At 58.5% G+C, this 15673-nt stretch carries 13 protein-coding genes; 10 read left to right on the top strand and 3 right to left on the bottom strand.

Annotation, left to right across the window (positions count from 1 at the left end):
• Nucleotides 1–100 precede the first annotated feature (100 nt).
• The gene (locus DW892_RS10335) at nt 101–568 is read right to left on the bottom strand and encodes a hypothetical protein (RefSeq protein WP_147349870.1); all 468 of its coding nucleotides are present in this window, start codon (nt 566–568) and stop codon (nt 101–103) included.
• 277 nt (nt 569–845) lie between these two features.
• On the opposite strand from DW892_RS10335, the gene DW892_RS09840 reads away from it, so the two are divergent.
• Nucleotides 846–1277, top strand: a complete 432-nt coding sequence (locus DW892_RS09840) for an Hsp20/alpha crystallin family protein (protein WP_035138719.1) — start codon at nt 846–848, stop codon at nt 1275–1277.
• A gap of 82 nt (nt 1278–1359) precedes the next feature.
• Here the strand turns inward: DW892_RS09840 and DW892_RS09835 are convergent, their stop codons facing one another.
• Nucleotides 1360–2169 (bottom strand): MBL fold metallo-hydrolase, encoded by an 810-nt coding sequence (locus DW892_RS09835; RefSeq protein ID WP_187365026.1) that lies wholly within the window; start codon nt 2167–2169, stop codon nt 1360–1362.
• A 48-nt stretch (nt 2170–2217) separates the two neighbouring features.
• Between DW892_RS09835 and tilS the strand changes: the two genes are divergently transcribed.
• The 5 genes from tilS (at nt 2218) to DW892_RS09810 (ending at nt 8965) form a co-directional block, all read left to right on the top strand.
• Nucleotides 2218–3759, top strand: coding sequence for a tRNA lysidine(34) synthetase TilS (gene tilS, locus DW892_RS09830; protein ID WP_187365025.1), 1542 nt, complete (start codon nt 2218–2220; stop codon nt 3757–3759).
• Nucleotides 3760–3906: 147 nt separating this feature from the next.
• A complete protein-coding gene (hpt, locus tag DW892_RS09825; protein ID WP_055251779.1) occupies nt 3907–4455 on the top strand; it encodes a hypoxanthine phosphoribosyltransferase in 549 nt (182 codons plus the stop codon).
• A 1-nt stretch (nt 4456) separates the two neighbouring features.
• The gene (gene ftsH / locus DW892_RS09820; protein WP_117767266.1) at nt 4457–6604 is read left to right on the top strand and encodes an ATP-dependent zinc metalloprotease FtsH; all 2148 of its coding nucleotides are present in this window, start codon (nt 4457–4459) and stop codon (nt 6602–6604) included.
• Between the two features lie 189 nt (nt 6605–6793).
• On the top strand, nt 6794–7978 hold the full coding sequence (locus DW892_RS09815) for a pyridoxal phosphate-dependent aminotransferase (RefSeq protein WP_117767264.1): 1185 nt from the start codon (nt 6794–6796) through the stop codon (nt 7976–7978).
• Nucleotides 7979–8104: 126 nt separating this feature from the next.
• Entirely contained in the window at nt 8105–8965 is an 861-nt protein-coding gene (locus tag DW892_RS09810) for a phosphatase (RefSeq protein ID WP_233546916.1), read from the top strand.
• Nucleotides 8966–9043: 78 nt separating this feature from the next.
• Here the strand turns inward: DW892_RS09810 and rlmD are convergent, their stop codons facing one another.
• Nucleotides 9044–10492 (bottom strand): 23S rRNA (uracil(1939)-C(5))-methyltransferase RlmD, encoded by a 1449-nt coding sequence (gene rlmD / locus DW892_RS09805; RefSeq protein ID WP_117767262.1) that lies wholly within the window; start codon nt 10490–10492, stop codon nt 9044–9046.
• Nucleotides 10493–10840: 348 nt separating this feature from the next.
• Here rlmD and DW892_RS09800 point away from each other — a divergent pair, with 348 nt between their 5' ends.
• From DW892_RS09800 to DW892_RS09785, 4 genes are all read left to right on the top strand, one after another.
• Entirely contained in the window at nt 10841–11701 is an 861-nt protein-coding gene (locus DW892_RS09800) for a transporter substrate-binding domain-containing protein (protein ID WP_117767260.1), read from the top strand.
• Between the two features lie 150 nt (nt 11702–11851).
• Entirely contained in the window at nt 11852–12505 is a 654-nt protein-coding gene (locus tag DW892_RS09795; protein ID WP_099432382.1) for an amino acid ABC transporter permease, read from the top strand.
• Entirely contained in the window at nt 12498–13262 is a 765-nt protein-coding gene (locus DW892_RS09790; RefSeq protein WP_117767258.1) for an amino acid ABC transporter ATP-binding protein, read from the top strand. The genes DW892_RS09795 and DW892_RS09790 overlap by 8 nt, the downstream gene beginning before the upstream one ends.
• Nucleotides 13263–13572: 310 nt before the next feature.
• Nucleotides 13573–15648 carry a translation factor GTPase family protein gene (locus DW892_RS09785; RefSeq protein WP_117767256.1) on the top strand — a complete coding sequence of 692 codons (2076 nt, stop codon included), beginning with the start codon at nt 13573–13575 and terminating at the stop codon, nt 15646–15648.
• Nucleotides 15649–15673 lie beyond the last annotated feature (25 nt).

The following is a 15673-nucleotide window of genomic DNA, read 5'->3' as shown; positions in this document are numbered from 1 at the left end:
GAAGAAGGGGGAGGCCTCGCGGCCTCCCCCTTTTTTGCGTTTACGGGGTGTAAATGACTCAATTACACCAGACGATCTTGTTGTTTTCGGTATTGAGCCTTTATTTAAAGCAAATAAATCGTATAACAAGGGCAACTGCTATGGACGCAATGATCATAAGCAGGATTGTCAGCTGATGCTGCTTGCGTCGTTTACTTGACGAAACGAAGATTGACTTTCCCTGTTTTGGCGTTTCGAGATAACGAGCCGAATGCGTTAAGGTTTGCTTGGGTCGAGGACCTCTTTGCTGCCGAGTTATGCGCGTTTCCGTCGGGTCGTCATTGATTGCGCTGTTTTTTGATAACGGTGCATCTTTCAGATATACGGGATCGCCCGATGCGACGCCCATATGTTTACGTCCCGTTTGGGTATCCTCGAGTGTTTGATATCGATTTCTCGTCACATACTCGGGCTCTGGATCATTAATGGGCTCTTGCGAGATGTGAGGGCGATGGAACCGTGGCGGCTGCGTGGAAGTATCTTCCCCTTGCGTCGGCATAAACATATTGTTCTGGTTTTGGTCGTCCATGATGCCCTTTAGCTCGTTACCAACAACGTGTACGCGCTCATTGTAAGCCCCTTGTTATTTATAGCTGTGGACATACTCATTATTTAAGCTCTGGTTCAAAGAACCTTTACCTTCCTAAAACCTTAGTGGAACACACTTAGATATGCTGATAGTAATGGACTCAAAAAACTTTATAGTCGATGTATATATGAGCATCGGGTGGGCATATATAAGAGCGTCAAAAGAAGTCCCAGTCACCTAGAAGATGACTCGGCAGTCCTATAAAGGAGTGGTAAACATGGCAAGCATGGTTCCTTATCGTTCGGTTTTTGGCGTTCGTCCCTCTGCAAGCTCGTTGTTCGATCTGTTTGATGATATGAGTGACCTAGCGAACAGCTCGATTGCCTCTAAGGCGTTCCCCGTTGACGTTGAGGATAAGGGCGATGGCTATGAGGTCAAGGCTTATCTGACCGGCGTCGCCAAGGACGATATCGATGTCGAGCTTAACGAGGGCCGCCTGTCCATTAGCGTGAATGTCGAGGAAGACGAGGAGAACGAGGGCAAGAACTTCCTGCAGAAGGAGTTCAGTTCGTACAGCGCAACGCGTGGCGTGTATCTAAAGGACGCTTCGAGCGAGGGCCTCTCGGCTAAGTACGCTGACGGCATCCTTACCGTTACGGTTCCCAAGATCGTCGAGAAGAAGAACGTTACGAAGATTTCCATCGACTAACTTCGTTGGTGTTCTTCGCTATTAAAAGACAGCAAAAGGGGCTGGGAAGCGATTCCCAGCCCCTTTTGCTGTCTAGAACAGTCTATTGAATGGTTGCTGGCCGATACTGGCTTGCGGGGCGTATCGAGAGTTTTCGCGATCCTTGGAGAAGGGTGGCAGAGCTGCCGAGCTCGTCATCTAGGGTTGCGGCTAGAGCTTTGGCATAGCTTTTGACGGTAAGGCTCGGGCGATTGTTATCTTGGCTGATATGCATGGCAATGAGCTGTTCGGTGCGATCGGTAACGAGTTCGCGCGCGGCTTCGGCGGCTTGGTCGTTGGAGAGGTGCCCCCTTGCAGACAGGATGCGCTCCTGAAGAAAGCGGGGATATTCTCCCTCGCGCAGCATGGTCACATCGTGGTTGCTTTCGAGCGCGAGGACTCGACAATCTTTGAGGGTGTTCATGGCTTGGCTTGATAGCTCTCCGGTGTCGGTGGCAAAGCCGATGGAATCATCGAGGGCGTCGAATCGATAGCCGACTGGATTGATGACATCGTGTGATGTTGAGTAGGTTTGCACGTGGATGCCGGCAATGGATAGGGTGTCACCGGGATCGAACTCCTCGACAGACAGATACGAAAGATTTTCTTTGCTCGAAAGTGTGCCCCTGCTGGCATAGAGGGGGCCGTGCCAGTGCTTGCACCAGACATCGAGACCTTTGATGTGGTCGCTGTGCTCATGAGTGATGAGAAGAGCCGAGACATTATCTGCCGAGAGCCCCAGTTCTGCCATGCGCTTTAATGTCTCGCGGCGAGAAAGACCGTCGTCAATCATGATGAGCCCTCGGGGGCCTTCGATGAACGCGCAGTTGCCTTTTGAGCCGCTGCCAAGGATATGAAGGTGCAGACGAGACATAATATTCCAAAGGATACAATGGGTGCGAACGAATAGAGGAGGAAGCAAATGCCAACGGTATCTCAGCATTATGGACACCATGCTGCATCGTGGGCCGATGATAGGGCCCTGGCAACGCGGCAGACGGCTGCCCCCGTGGTGCTCATGGTATCAGGTGGTGCGGACTCGACGGCTTTGCTCCTTATGGCATGCACATCAAAGTTGGATATTCTGGATGGGCGTGGTGTAGCCCCCATCGCGCGCGAGCGACTACACGTGCTGCATGTGAACCATCACCTGCGCGCGGAGGCATCCGATGGCGATGAGGCCTTTGTACGTGACCTGTGCGCGCAATATGGTCTACCGCTGTGTGTTGAGCATGCCTATTTTGATGATGAATCGGGCAATATCGAGGCGGCTGCCCGCGAGGTGCGCTATGCCGCGGCGCGAAGGTATGTTCGCGAGCTCTGCGCCCAGACGGGGGCACCGCGAACGGCGGCTCGTATCTGCACCGCGCACACGTCTTCGGATCGCGCGGAAACGTTTTTGATGAACGCGATTAAGGGTTCGGGGCCCGCTGGTCTATCGAGCATACCTCGCCGGAGGAATATCGTGGTGCGTCCCTTGCTCGACCTGACTCATGATGAGCTCGTAGGCTATCTGCAGGTGCATGGTCAACCGTGGCGTGAAGATGAAAGCAACGAGGACGTTTCGTACTTGCGCAACTATGTGCGCCATCGGGTGATGCCGGTGGTGGCGCAGCGCAACGCGAGCGTCTGTAAGACGATTGGCGCCGCCTGCGAGATCTTAGGCGATGAGGATGCCTTTCTTTCCCAGCTTTCCGCACAGGCGTTCCGAAGCTGCCTGCGTAAGGAGGCGGCGGGTGCACTGGTCCTTGACGCTCGTCGACTGGCCGCGGCTGAGGTGGTAATCGCGCGGCGCATCGTGAGACTGGCGATTAAACGCATCGATCCGGACGCTCGTCCAGAGATGCGACATGTGGAGCGAGTCCTTTCCTGCGTTGCCGAGGGCGCCGGCTCGGTCACGCTTCCGGCGGGGATTGACGCACGCATTGAGTTTGGCATGCTGGCGTTTAAGGCGCCGGTGGCTCGCGAGGGCCTGGTCGCGGACTGGGTTACCGTACCCGGTCGTTTGCCGTTGGGCGGGGGACGTGTGCTGGTCGCAGAGCCGATGGCCGTTGAACCGGGATGCGATATCGTGCGCCGCGCCCGTGAGCTTGCGGCTGCCGGGGAAGTGACAGCTTTGGTAGACGCGGCTGCCCTGGGTTTTGCCGACAGCGATAGTGAGCGGATCCTGGCGGGCTCGCGTGGCGAGATCCCTGCCGAGGCGCGATTGGCGCGCCTGTGGGTGGACGGTCCCGCACCGGGAGATGTGATGTGCCCGTTGGGGATGAACGGCCGAAGCAAGAAAGTGTCAGACCTGCTGAACGAGGCTCGTATTCCCGTTTCTGAGCGCGCAGGCGTTCCTGTGGTGAGAACGGCTCCGGGAGGTGCCGTGGTATGGGTCGCCGGAGTTCGCGCGGACGAGCGTTTTAAGTGCACGGCCGCAACGCGCGTGGCATATCTGCTCCGCGTGGTCGATGCGGAATAGCGTCCCACGCCAGCTATTCTGTGCGACGTTGACGGTATTCCCGCGCTGATGGCGTACGGGCTGGAAAATATACCCCGTGCGCTGCTAGAATGTGAAGTTCGCGTCCATACGGCGGTGTGTGGGCGATAAGCACAAGAAAGGGTTGTCATGGCTTCTCAACATCCGGATATCGAGAAGGTTCTGTTTACGCAGGAGGATATCGACGGTATCGTCTCTCGCCTAGGCGAGCAGATTACTCGCGACTACGCGGGTAAGGATCTGGTGCTGATTGCGGTCCTGCGCGGCGCCGTGGTCTTTATGGGCGACCTGATGCGCAAGATCGAGCTGCCGACCAACATCGATTTCATGGCCGTTTCGAGCTATGGCGACGGTGTGAAGTCCTCGGGCATCGTGCGTATCATTAAGGACCTGGATATCGACATCCGCGGTCGCGACGTGCTGATCGTCGAGGACATTCTGGACTCGGGCCTGACGCTCAAGTATCTGATGAAGAACCTCGAGAGCCGCAAGCCCGCTTCGCTGGAGGTTGCCGCCTTCCTGTGGAAGGACGTTGAGGACCGTACCTCGGCCGTCACGCCCAAGTATGTTGGAACCCATTGCCCCGATGCCTTTGTGGTGGGCTACGGCCTCGACTATGCCGAGCGCTATCGTAACCTTCCGTATCTGGGCATTTTGAAACCGGAGGTTTATTCGTAAGATGCCCGACGACCGTAACGATAACAATTCCCAGACTCCCCGGGAGCCTAAGATCCCGGGGATGCCCGGAGGCAAGAAGCCCACGCGTACGGGCTGGCTGTATTTTATTTTGGCTTGCGCGCTTCTGGGCTACGCCTTCTTTAACATGGGCTCCGGCTTTGCCAATTCCAGCAATACCGTAAAGCTCGCGACGAGCGAGATGGTTAACGCCATTAAGCAGGATCGCGTCGAAGATTTGACCTATACGGTTCAAGACGGAAGCGTGGCGGGTCATTACTGGAAGACGAAAAAGGACAAGGGTGACACGAGCGAGCTCAAGAGCTTCTCCTCGACCTATGTCGGCTCCGATTCGCTTGCCGAGCTTATGGCGGAGCACCCCGATACCAAGTACATCGTCAACACCAATGACCCCGATTTTTGGGGCGACTTGGCGATGAGCGTGCTTCCGACGATCGCCCTGATCGCCATCATGTTCTACTTTATGCGCCAGATGATGGGCGCCAACAACAGGAACATGCAGTTTGGCAAGACCAACGCCAAGACCAACGAGGCAACGCGCCCCAAGGTCAAGTTTGAGGATGTTGCCGGTGTGGACGAGGCAGTCGAGGAGCTCGAGGAGATTCGCGACTTTTTGAGCGATCCGGACCGCTATCGCAAGCTGGGCGCCAAGATTCCGCGCGGCGTGTTGCTGGTTGGCCCTCCGGGTACCGGTAAAACCCTGCTGGCCAAGGCCGTCGCCGGCGAGGCGGGCGTGCCGTTCTTTAGCATCTCGGGTTCCGACTTTGTCGAGATGTTCGTGGGTGTCGGCGCCAGCCGCGTGCGCGACCTTTTTAAGGAGGCCAAGTCTCAGGCTCCGTCAATCATCTTTATTGACGAGATCGATGCCGTGGGACGTCAGCGCGGAGCTGGCTTGGGCGGCGGTCACGACGAGCGCGAGCAAACGCTCAACCAGCTGCTGGTCGAGATGGACGGTTTTGAGGAAAGCGAGTCGGTCATCCTGATCGCCGCGACCAACCGTCCTGACATCCTGGATCCGGCATTGCTGCGTCCCGGTCGTTTTGACCGTCAGGTTACGGTCGACCGTCCGGATGTGAAGGGCCGCGAGCAGATCTTGCGCGTGCATGCCGAGAACAAGCCGATGGACGAGGACGTGAAGTTTGAGAAGCTCGCCCAGATGACCGTTGGCTTTACTGGTGCCGATTTGGCGAACCTGCTCAACGAGTCTGCGCTGCTGGCCGCTCGCCGTCATCGTTCCGTGATCTCGATGGACGAGGTCGAGGAGTCGATGGAGCGCGTGATTGCCGGACCGCAACGCAAGGGTCGCGTGATGACCGAAGCCGAGCGCACCACGATTGCCTACCACGAGAGCGGCCACGCTTTGGTGGGCCACATCCTGGAGCACTCCGATCCGGTTCATAAGATCTCGATCGTCAGCCGCGGTCAGGCCCTGGGCTACACACTGCAGCTTCCGCAGGAGGATCACTTCCTCAAGACCAAGAACGAGATGCTCGACGAGCTCGCCGTGTTCTTGGGCGGTCGCGTTGCCGAGGAGCTCATGTGCGATGACATCACGTCGGGCGCGAGCAACGACCTGGAGCGCGCGACCAAGATGGCGCGCGAGATGGTCACGCGCCTGGGCATGAGCGAGGAGCTGGGCACTCAGGTCTTTGGCGAGGCGCAGCATCAGGTATTCCTGGGCCGCGACTATGCCGATCATCAGGATTACTCCGAGGAGACGGCGCGCCGCATTGATATCGAGGTTCAGCGCATCATGCGCGAGGCCCATCGTCGTGCTGTTGAGATCTTGGATGCCCGTCGCGATCAGCTTGATCTGATGGCGAAGGTGCTGCTTGAGCGCGAGACTTTCGAGGGCGATGCCGTGAATGCCCTGCTCGATAACGAGTGGGACGCCTATCTTGAGCGCGAGGGCGATATCCTGGCGGCCAAGGAGGAGCGCAATGCCAAGGCGGCCGGCATGCCGACCAAGAAGCGCGCGCCTCGTATGAGCGAGGAGGAGCTGGCGGCTGATGCCGCGGCCTTTGCGCAGGCGGCCATGCAGGAGGACGCCGGCGTCGCGTCTGAGGATGCTGACGATGCCGAGAGCGCTGACGAAAAGAAGGCCGGCGGCAATACTGACGTCGACGAGTAATCTTTGTAGCAAAAGCCTCCGCGGGGAAACCTGCGGAGGCTCTTTCTTTTGAGCGATATGGGGCCATCTGTTGATTGGGGACAGACTTAAATGAGCGTTTTCACGCATTTAAGTCTGTCCCCAATCAACATTGCTGCGGCGCTTTGCTCGGCTAAAGCGTACAATAGCGCCTATGCGAAAGGGGAACAGATGATCAACGAAAGTATGTATGCTCGCGGTGCGGAGAGCTCCATCATCCGTGAGATCTTTAGCTATGGCCTTGAACGCAAGGCGCAGATCGGTGCAGAGAACGTGTTCGATTTCTCACTGGGTAACCCGAGCGTTCCGGCGCCTGCTGCCGTGGCGGAGTCCATTAAGAAGGCCTTGGAGCTGCCGAGCGACCAGCTGCACGGCTATACGCCCGCGCCTGGCCAGCCACAATGTCGTGCAGCCGTCGCCGAATCGCTCAACCGCCGTTTTGGCACGAGCTATGAGGGCAAGGATGTCTTTATGACGGTGGGTGCGGCAGCTTCGCTCACCTGTACGCTCAACGCGATTACCAATCCGGGCGACGAGGTCATCGTTATCGCTCCGTACTTCCCGGAGTATCGTGTGTGGATTGAGAAGGCCGGCTGTACGTGTGTCGAGGCGCTCGCCGATGAAGATACGTTCCAGCTGAGCGTGGATAACGTGCTCAAGGCGATTACCGATAAGACGGCTGCCGTCATTATCGACTCGCCCAATAACCCGACCGGCGCTGTGTATACGCGCGATACCTTGACGCGCCTGGCTAAAGTTTTGTGCGAGGTCAACGCCAAGCGCGATCCCGAGAACCCGATTATGCTTATCTCGGATGAACCGTATCGCGAGATTGTATACGGCGCCGAGGTGCCTTGGGTGCCCTCGATTTACGAGCACGCCGTCGTGTGCTATTCGTACTCCAAGTCGCTGTCGCTGCCGGGCGAGCGCGTGGGCTGGATTTTGGTTCCCAACACCAACCCGCAGGCGGCGCGTCTGATGCCGGCTGTTGCGGGTGCCGCCCGTACGCTGGGCTTTGTGTGCGCACCGGCGCTCTTCCAGCGCGTGATCATCGATTGCATCGATGAGCCGAGTGATGTCGAGGCCTATGCTCGCAACCGCACCGCGCTTACCGACGCACTAGCGGAGTACGGCTACACCTATGTTGAGCCGGATGGTGCATTCTACCTGTGGGTGAAGGCACTGGAGCCCGATGCGAATGCGTTCTGTGAGCGCGCGAAGAAGTATGAGCTGCTTGCGGTGCCCTCGGACAGCTTTGGCATGCCTGGTTGGTTCCGCCTGGGCTATTGCGTGAGTTACGAAACGATTATCAATTCGCTACCCGCTTGGAAACAGTTGGCGGACGAGTATCGTTAAAAGTAAAGCGCTCTGCTTACAATGTTTTACGTGAAACGGGGTTTGGTGTTAAGCCAGACCCCGTTGTCTATGCCGTTGTGTGATTGGGATGAAGCAGTTTTACGACTGCCGAAAGCTATGCGTACAATGAATATACGCGACGGCCATGCTGGACAAGGAGACCTGATGCCCTACCTGCTTTCCTGTGATATCCATACTCATACGATGTTCTCCGCGCATGCGTACTCAACCATTGAGGAGAACATCTATTGGGCGGCGGAGCGTGGCCTTCAGGTGCTCGGTTCCGCCGATCATTTAAGCTCGATGGTTACGCCTTGCCCCAATGACCTGCGCAGTTTCCAGTTCTTTATTAACCAGGATATCTGGCCGCGCATTTGGAGCGGCGTGCTGGTGCTCCGCGGTGCCGAGGCTGATATCGTTTCGCTGGACGGCAGCTTGTTTGGCGAAGACATTCCCGTTTCGCTCGATATCGCCGGCGATTCGTATAGTCGTGAGCATTCGCTGTTCGATTTGGTGACGCGTAATTTGGATTATTTGGTGGCAAGCGTGCATAACCCGCAGTTTGCCGAAGGCGCGACGCTCGCCCAAACGACCCAGATGTACATCAATGCCCTGGAGCACCCCAAGGTGTTCATGCTTGGGCATGCGGGGCGCTCGGGCGTGCCGTTCGATATCGATGAGGTGCTGTTGGCGGCCAAGGCCAAGCACAAGATCATCGAGATCAACAACCATAGTCTTGAACACGGTGTCGACACTGAGCATTGGGCCGTATGCCGCAAGATCGCCGAGCGCTGCGCCGAGCTGGGCGTGGGTATTGGCGTGTCGACCGATGCCCACATTGGCATGGCCATTGGCAAGCTCGATCACGCGCGCAAGATGCTCGACGAGATTCACTTCCCGCTGGATTTGATCGTGACGCGCGACCGCGAGACACTGCTGCGCGAGATGGCGGCAGCCGGCGTGTGTGACCTGCGCAAGGGGATGTAGCGGAGTTCATAAACCAAGCGAAGGGGGCGGTCCAGACGGGCCGCCCCCTTTCTTGTCCCGAAAATCTACCGGGGTGGATTAGCGGCGCTCGAGGACCGCTACGGTTTCGGTGTGGTCGGTATGGGGGAACATGTCGACGGGCGTGATCTTGAGCAGGCGATAGCCTCCGTCGAGGAGCTGGTGCAGGTCGCGCTCTTGGGTCACGGGGTTGCAGCTGATATAGGTGATGCGGCGCGGCTTGAGTGCGCAGGCGGCTTCGAGGAACTCGGGGGTGGAGCCGGCGCGCGGCGGGTCGATGGAAAGGACATCGATCCGCTCGTTGTTGTCGGCGGCATCTAGGATGTAGTCGGTGGCGTCGTCGGCCATAAACCAAGTGCTGCGGGTGAGGCCGTTGAGCTCGGCATTGCGACGTGCGTCGGCAATGCCCGCCGGGTTGCGCTCCACGCCGAGCAGCATAATGCCGATACCCTTGTTCTGGGCATCCTTCGCGGCGCAAAGACCGATGGTACCGCTGCCACAGTAGGCATCCATGAGCACATCGCCCTGGTGCAAATCCATGCCGTCGATAGCGAGCTGATAGAGCAGCTCGGTCTGTTGCGGGTTGGTCTGATAAAACGCGGTGGGGGAGATATCGAACTCGCAGCCGAGCAGCTGGTCGCGCATGCATTCGGCGCCATACACGATGCGAGTTTCCTCGCCGAGGATGGCGTTGCCGGGGCGTCCGTTGATGTTTTGGGCGACGGTGACGATGTGCGGATTGAGTGCGGCGACAGCCTCAAAGAACTCCTGCGCATGCGGCAAGTCGCGCTGAGCGGTTACGAGCGTGACCATGACCTGGTCGGTACGCCAACCGCAGCGGACGACGGCATAGCGGAGCAAGCCCAGATGCTTGTCCTCGTTAAAGGCGGGAATGTGCAGGCGCTCAGCTTCACGCGCGATGCCGTTGAGAATCTGACGGGCGCCCGGTGCCTCGACAGGGCATTCAGGAACAGCAACGATTCTGTGTGTCCCACGTTCAAAAAAGCCGCAGCGGACAGCGCCCTCTTTGCCGGGAGCAAACGGAGTGGCAGCCTTATGACGAAAACCACGCGGCGCAGGATATTTGCCCGGGTCTCCCAGGGTGACTCCCATACCGCGAATGGGGTCGACGCTAATGCCCTCGCGCTCGCAGAGCTCAGCAAACAGCTCCTCCATAGCAGCCTGCTTGGCCGCCAACTGCTTCTTATAAGGACGATTGAGCGCCGTACACCCACCGCAAGCTTTCATGATCGAACAGGGAGACTTGGGGTCCACAGCCTTACGCGCAGACGAAACCGGATCTTTATGCGAGCGCTTGGAGCGAGTCTGAGATGCCTTGTCCTCGTTCCGACGAGAACTGGGGCGCTTGGCCTTAGCCTTGCCCTTGGCTGACTTACCCTTCGCATCCTGAGACGACTTGGATTTCGTAGAAGATTTTATCCCCTCCGACCCCTCAGCCGCCTCCGCCAAAGCACGACGAGCCCTACGCTCCGCACGAGATTCTGCCATCAATAACTCCACTAATTCATGAATTAAAAGCTGCAAGCATTGTACCGTGCCAAGCCAACGGGCGATATGCAAGCGCCCATTTCCTGTCAGTGATAAGCCCAACGACGTTTGCCCGGCGCGGGCGGGGAGCGGCGCGTAATTAAGTTTATCGCGAGTTCCGCACGCAAAGGAAAGCACTTAATGTGCTTTCCGTCTTGCGCAGGACTGTAGAGCAGGAAACTTAATTACGCGCCGCTCCCCGCCCGCGCCGGGCAACCCCAACCTTGTGCTCCATCAAGGTAAAGTGTATGATTCTGAACGTTACATGACTCACTTTACCTAACTAAAGTGCTATCAAGGGGGAATACCATGAACACCGATATGTCTCGTCGTCAGTTTGTTGGTCTAGCCGGCTCGCTTGCCACGGTGCTCGGCCTTGGTCTTGTCGGTTGCGGCGGTGGTGCCGGCAAGGGCTCCGCTGCTGGCTCTGCCGCGGCCAAGGATGTGAAGGGCGCTGCAGAGTCCAAGAAGCTCGTGGTGGGCTTTGATAAGTCCTATCCTCCGTACGGTTTTGTGGGCGACGATGGCGAGTACACCGGCTTTGATCTCGATCTGGCCAAGGCTGTTGCCGATAAGCAGGGTTGGGAGGTCAAATACGAGGCCATCGACTGGGATGCCAAGGACACGCTGCTCAACTCCGGCGCCATCAACTGCATCTGGAACGGCTTTACCATGGAGGGTCGCGAGGACGACTACACGTTCTCCGAGCCGTACATGCTCAATGAGCAGGTGCTCGTGGTCAAGAAGGACGCGGGTATCAAGAGCTGGGAGGATCTTGCCGGCAAGACCGTGATTACCCAGACTGATTCCGCTGCGCAGGATGTGCTCGAGGGCGACCAGAAGGATCTGGCCGCGACGTTTGCCACGCTCGATACCATCGGTGAGTACAACACGGCGTTTATGCAGCTCGAGAGTGGTGCGGTCGATGCCGTTGCCTGTGACCTCTCGATCGCTCAGTATCAGCTGGCCGCCAAGCCCGATGCCTATACGCAGCTCGACAAGCCGCTGTCCAGCGAGCACTACGCCGTCGGCTTTAAGAAGGGCGACACCAAGTCGGCCGATGCTGTAACCGAGTCACTCAAGGCGCTCTACGAGGACGGCACGGTCAAGGACCTGTGCGACAAGTATTCAAGCTATGGTCTTTCCTTCGACAACTGGGTGCTCAAATAGCGGCTTTCCCAGGCACCCGATTTTGCCGTTCAAACCGTCGCTTGCGTACATTTAGTACGCGGCGCTCCTCTTTCACGGCAAACTCGGGCACCTGGAAAACCCGCTTTAGCATTGGGTTCGCTGTTCCGTTACTGTGAAAGAGAGCTTGGGTTGTCTATTCAGGTCATGATGCAGATGCTTGGCCAGGGATTCTTGGTCAGCTTGCAGCTGTTTGTGCTGACGCTGTTGGGGTCGATTCCGCTGGGAATTCCCGTGGCGTTTATGCGCATGAGCAAAATTGCGCCGCTTCGCTGGATCGCGCGCATCTATATTTCGGTCATGCGCGGCACGCCGCTTATGCTGCAGATGTTTGCGATCTACTTTGCCCCGTACTACGTGTTTGGCATCTCGCTCACGCCCGATTCCAAATGGACGGCGTGCGTCGTGGCATTCATCATCAACTACGCCGGCTACTTTGCCGAGATCTATCGCTCGGGCCTGCAGTCGATTCCGCGCGGTCAATATGAGGCCGCCGAGGTGCTGGGCTACTCGCGTCTGCAGACGTTTCTGTATATCGTGATGCCGCAGGTCGCCAAGCGTATTCTGCCGGCGATGGGCAACGAGATCATCACACTGGTCAAGGACACGTCGCTGGCGTTTGCCATTGGCGTGGGTGAGATGTTCTCGACCGCCAAGGCGCTGGTCGCCTCGCAGGTGAGCATGGTGCCGTTTGCGATTGCGGCGTTGATCTACTGGGTCTTTAACTTTGTGGTCGAGATGCTGCTGGGCGCTGCCGAAAAGAAGCTGGACTATTATCATGACTAACTCAGTGATGAAAATCGAAAGCGCGCGTAAGGCGTTTGGCGGCAATGAGGTGCTCAAGGATATCTCACTCGAAGTCAAGCGCGGTGAGGTCGTGGCGATTATCGGGCCTTCGGGTGGCGGTAAGTCCACGCTGCTGCGCTGCGCTACGCTGCTCGAGACACTCGACGGTGGCTCGCTTTCGTTTGGCGACCTTGCGGTTGCGACGGATGTGGGATCGGGCGCGGTCTATGCGAAGGGCGATGTGCCCAAGCAGGCGCGCTCGCGATTCGGCCTGGTGTTCCAAAATTACAACCTGTTCCCGCACTATACCGTGATGAAAAACATCATCGACGCGCCGATCCGCGTGCTTAAGCGCCCGCGCGAGCAGGCGGAAGCTCGTGCGTATGAATTGATTGCTCAGATGGGGCTTATGGGCAACGAGAATAAGGTTCCGTGTGAGCTTTCGGGCGGTCAGCAGCAGCGCGTGAGTATTGCCCGCGCCCTAGCGCTCGACCCGGAGATCCTGTTCTTTGACGAGCCGACCTCGGCGCTCGATCCCGAGCTGACGGCCGAGGTGCTGCGTGTCATTAAGGACCTGGCGGCGCAGAATATGACGATGGTAATCGTGACCCACGCGATGCAATTTGCGCGCGATGTTGCCGACCGCGTGGTCTTTATGGACGGCGGTCGCATTGTCGAGGAGGGATCTGCCGAACAGGTTATCGACCATCCGCGCGAGCAGCGCACGCGTGAGTTCTTGAGCCGTATCGAGGGGTAGACTCAGGTATTTACTCAACTATTAATTGAGGCGAAGCCGCCACAGGTCTTACGGTCTGTGGCGGCTTTTTGTTTACATCGACGGGGTTCAATAATTGCCCCACAAGCTTGTCTCTTCCTCTCGCCGCCTGTATTCATACGTGTGCCGAAAGGTATGCATGGACAGCCGTCCGTGAGGGTAGGGTGGTGGCATAGGACATTTGGAGGGTGAGTCGGCTCGGCTGCCGACCATGCTGCTCCCGGGACGGCACCGACCGCGAACTCTCCCCGTTGGCGTCGCGCATTGCGCGCGGCCCTGCAAGGAGGTCATCATGGGTGCTCCCAAGACCGGTAACGTAAGGAACGTGGTGCTCGTAGGCCAAGGCGGGGTGGGCAAGACTTCACTCGCCGAGGCCATGCTCCACCTTTCCGGCAAGACCGCCCGCCTGGGCGGCCACGACGGCACCAGGCCCACGCTCGACTATGACCCCGAAGAGGTCAAGCGTGCATTTTCCATCTCGACGACCATTGCGCCGATCGACTGGAAGGGCGCGCGCATCAATGTGCTCGATGCCCCGTGCTACCCCGATTTTATCGGCGACGCCTTTGCCGCGATGAGCGTCTGCGAGACGGCTCTGTTTGTGGTCGACGCCGAGGCCGGCCCGCAGCCTACGACGGTTAAGCTCTGGTATGCCGCCGAGGACCTGCGCCTGGCGCGTGCGGTGTTCGTAAACCGCCTGTCGCGCTCCGAGGCCAGCTTTGCGACCACAATGGACCTGCTGCAGGAGCGCTTTGGTACGCGCCTGGGCGCCGTGACTCTTCCCTGGGGCGAGGGCGAGGACTTTGACGGCATCATCGACCTGGTGCGCATGAAGGCGCGCCACTGCAACGGCGCCGAGGCCGTTGAGTCGGAGATTCCCGAGGAGTATCGTGCCCAGGCCGAGGAAGCCCATGACCATCTGTGCGAGTTGGTGGCCGAGGCCGACGATGAGCTGATGATGAAGTACCTGGAAGGCGAGGAGACGCTGACGCAGGAGGAGCTTGAAGGCCTGCTGTCGAAGGCGATCGCCGAGCGCATCTTTGTGCCGGTCTTTGCGGGCGATTGCATTAAGGAGCAGGGCGTCAACTCGCTGATGGACGACATTGCCACGTACTTCCCGGCGCCGACCGACTACGGCGAGATGCCGCTTATCGACGGCGATTCGCTTAAGATCTCGAGTGACGATGATCGTCCGGTGGCGTTTGTGTTTAAGACGCTGGCCGATCCGCAGCAGGGTCGCATCAGCTTTATCAAAGTACTGACGGGTACGCTTGAGCCGGGCCTTGAGCTGATCAACGCGCGTACCCGCAAGAGCGATCGCCTGGCTCACCTGTATGTGATGTGCGGCCGCGACATGACCGAGGTCGGTCACGCCTATGCCGGCGACATTATTGTGGCGCCCAAGCTGGCGGCCGAGACGGGCGATACGCTCTCCATTACCGGTAAGGTCGAGGCGGCGGCGTTTAAGTTCCCCAACTCGCAGTACCGCATCGCCATCGAGGCCGAGAATCGCGGCGACGAGGAGAAGCTCTACACGTTTATCGAGAAGGCCTGCAAGGCCGATCCAACCATGAGCATCGACCGCGACGAGGAGACCGGCCAGACCATTATCTCGGCGGTGGGCGAGGCACAGGTTTCGGTCCTGCTCAATCGCCTGGAGGACCGCACCAAGGTCGCTGCCAAGAGCGTGCCGATCCGTATTCCGTATCGCGAGACCATCCGCCGCACGGCAAGTGCCCAGGGTCGTCATAAGAAGCAGACTGGCGGTGCCGGTCAGTATGGCGACTGCTGGCTGCGCGTTGAGCCACTCATTGGGCCCGACGGCACGAGCGATGGCTATGAGTTTGTGGACGAGGTCGTAGGCGGCCGTATTCCGCGCTCGCTGATTCCCGCCGTGGACAAGGGCGTCCAGGAGACCATGAAGGACGGCATTATTGCCGGCTACCCGCTTACGGGCATTCGTGTGGCTGTGTACGACGGCTCGTATCACAGCGTCGACTCCAACGAGATGGCGTTCCGCGCGGCGGCTCGCATTGGCCTGCGCAAGGCATGTGCCGATGCCGACCCGGTGGTGCTGGAGCCCATCGAGGAAATCACGGTGACGATCCCCGAGAGCTATGCCGGCGCCGTGATGGGCGACATCTCGGCCTCGCGCGGTCGCGTGACGGGCATGGAGACCGACGAGCGCGGTGATACCGTGGTCATTGCCCAGGCGCCGCTGGCCGAGCTGACGGATTATTCGACGCGCCTGCGCTCTATCACGCGCGGCACGGGCGACTTTACCATGAAGCCCGCAGGCTATGAGCAGGTGCCTTATGACGTTCAGGCCAAGCTGGTCGAGCGCTATGAGGAGGGTCGCGCTAAGTAACGTGTGGTTTTGTCTGCAATGTAGG

This window comes from Collinsella sp. AM40-7AC (genome assembly GCF_003468125.1).
GTDB lineage: Bacteria > Actinomycetota > Coriobacteriia > Coriobacteriales > Coriobacteriaceae > Collinsella > Collinsella aerofaciens_O.
This window is presented reverse-complemented; position numbering and strand designations above follow the sequence as displayed.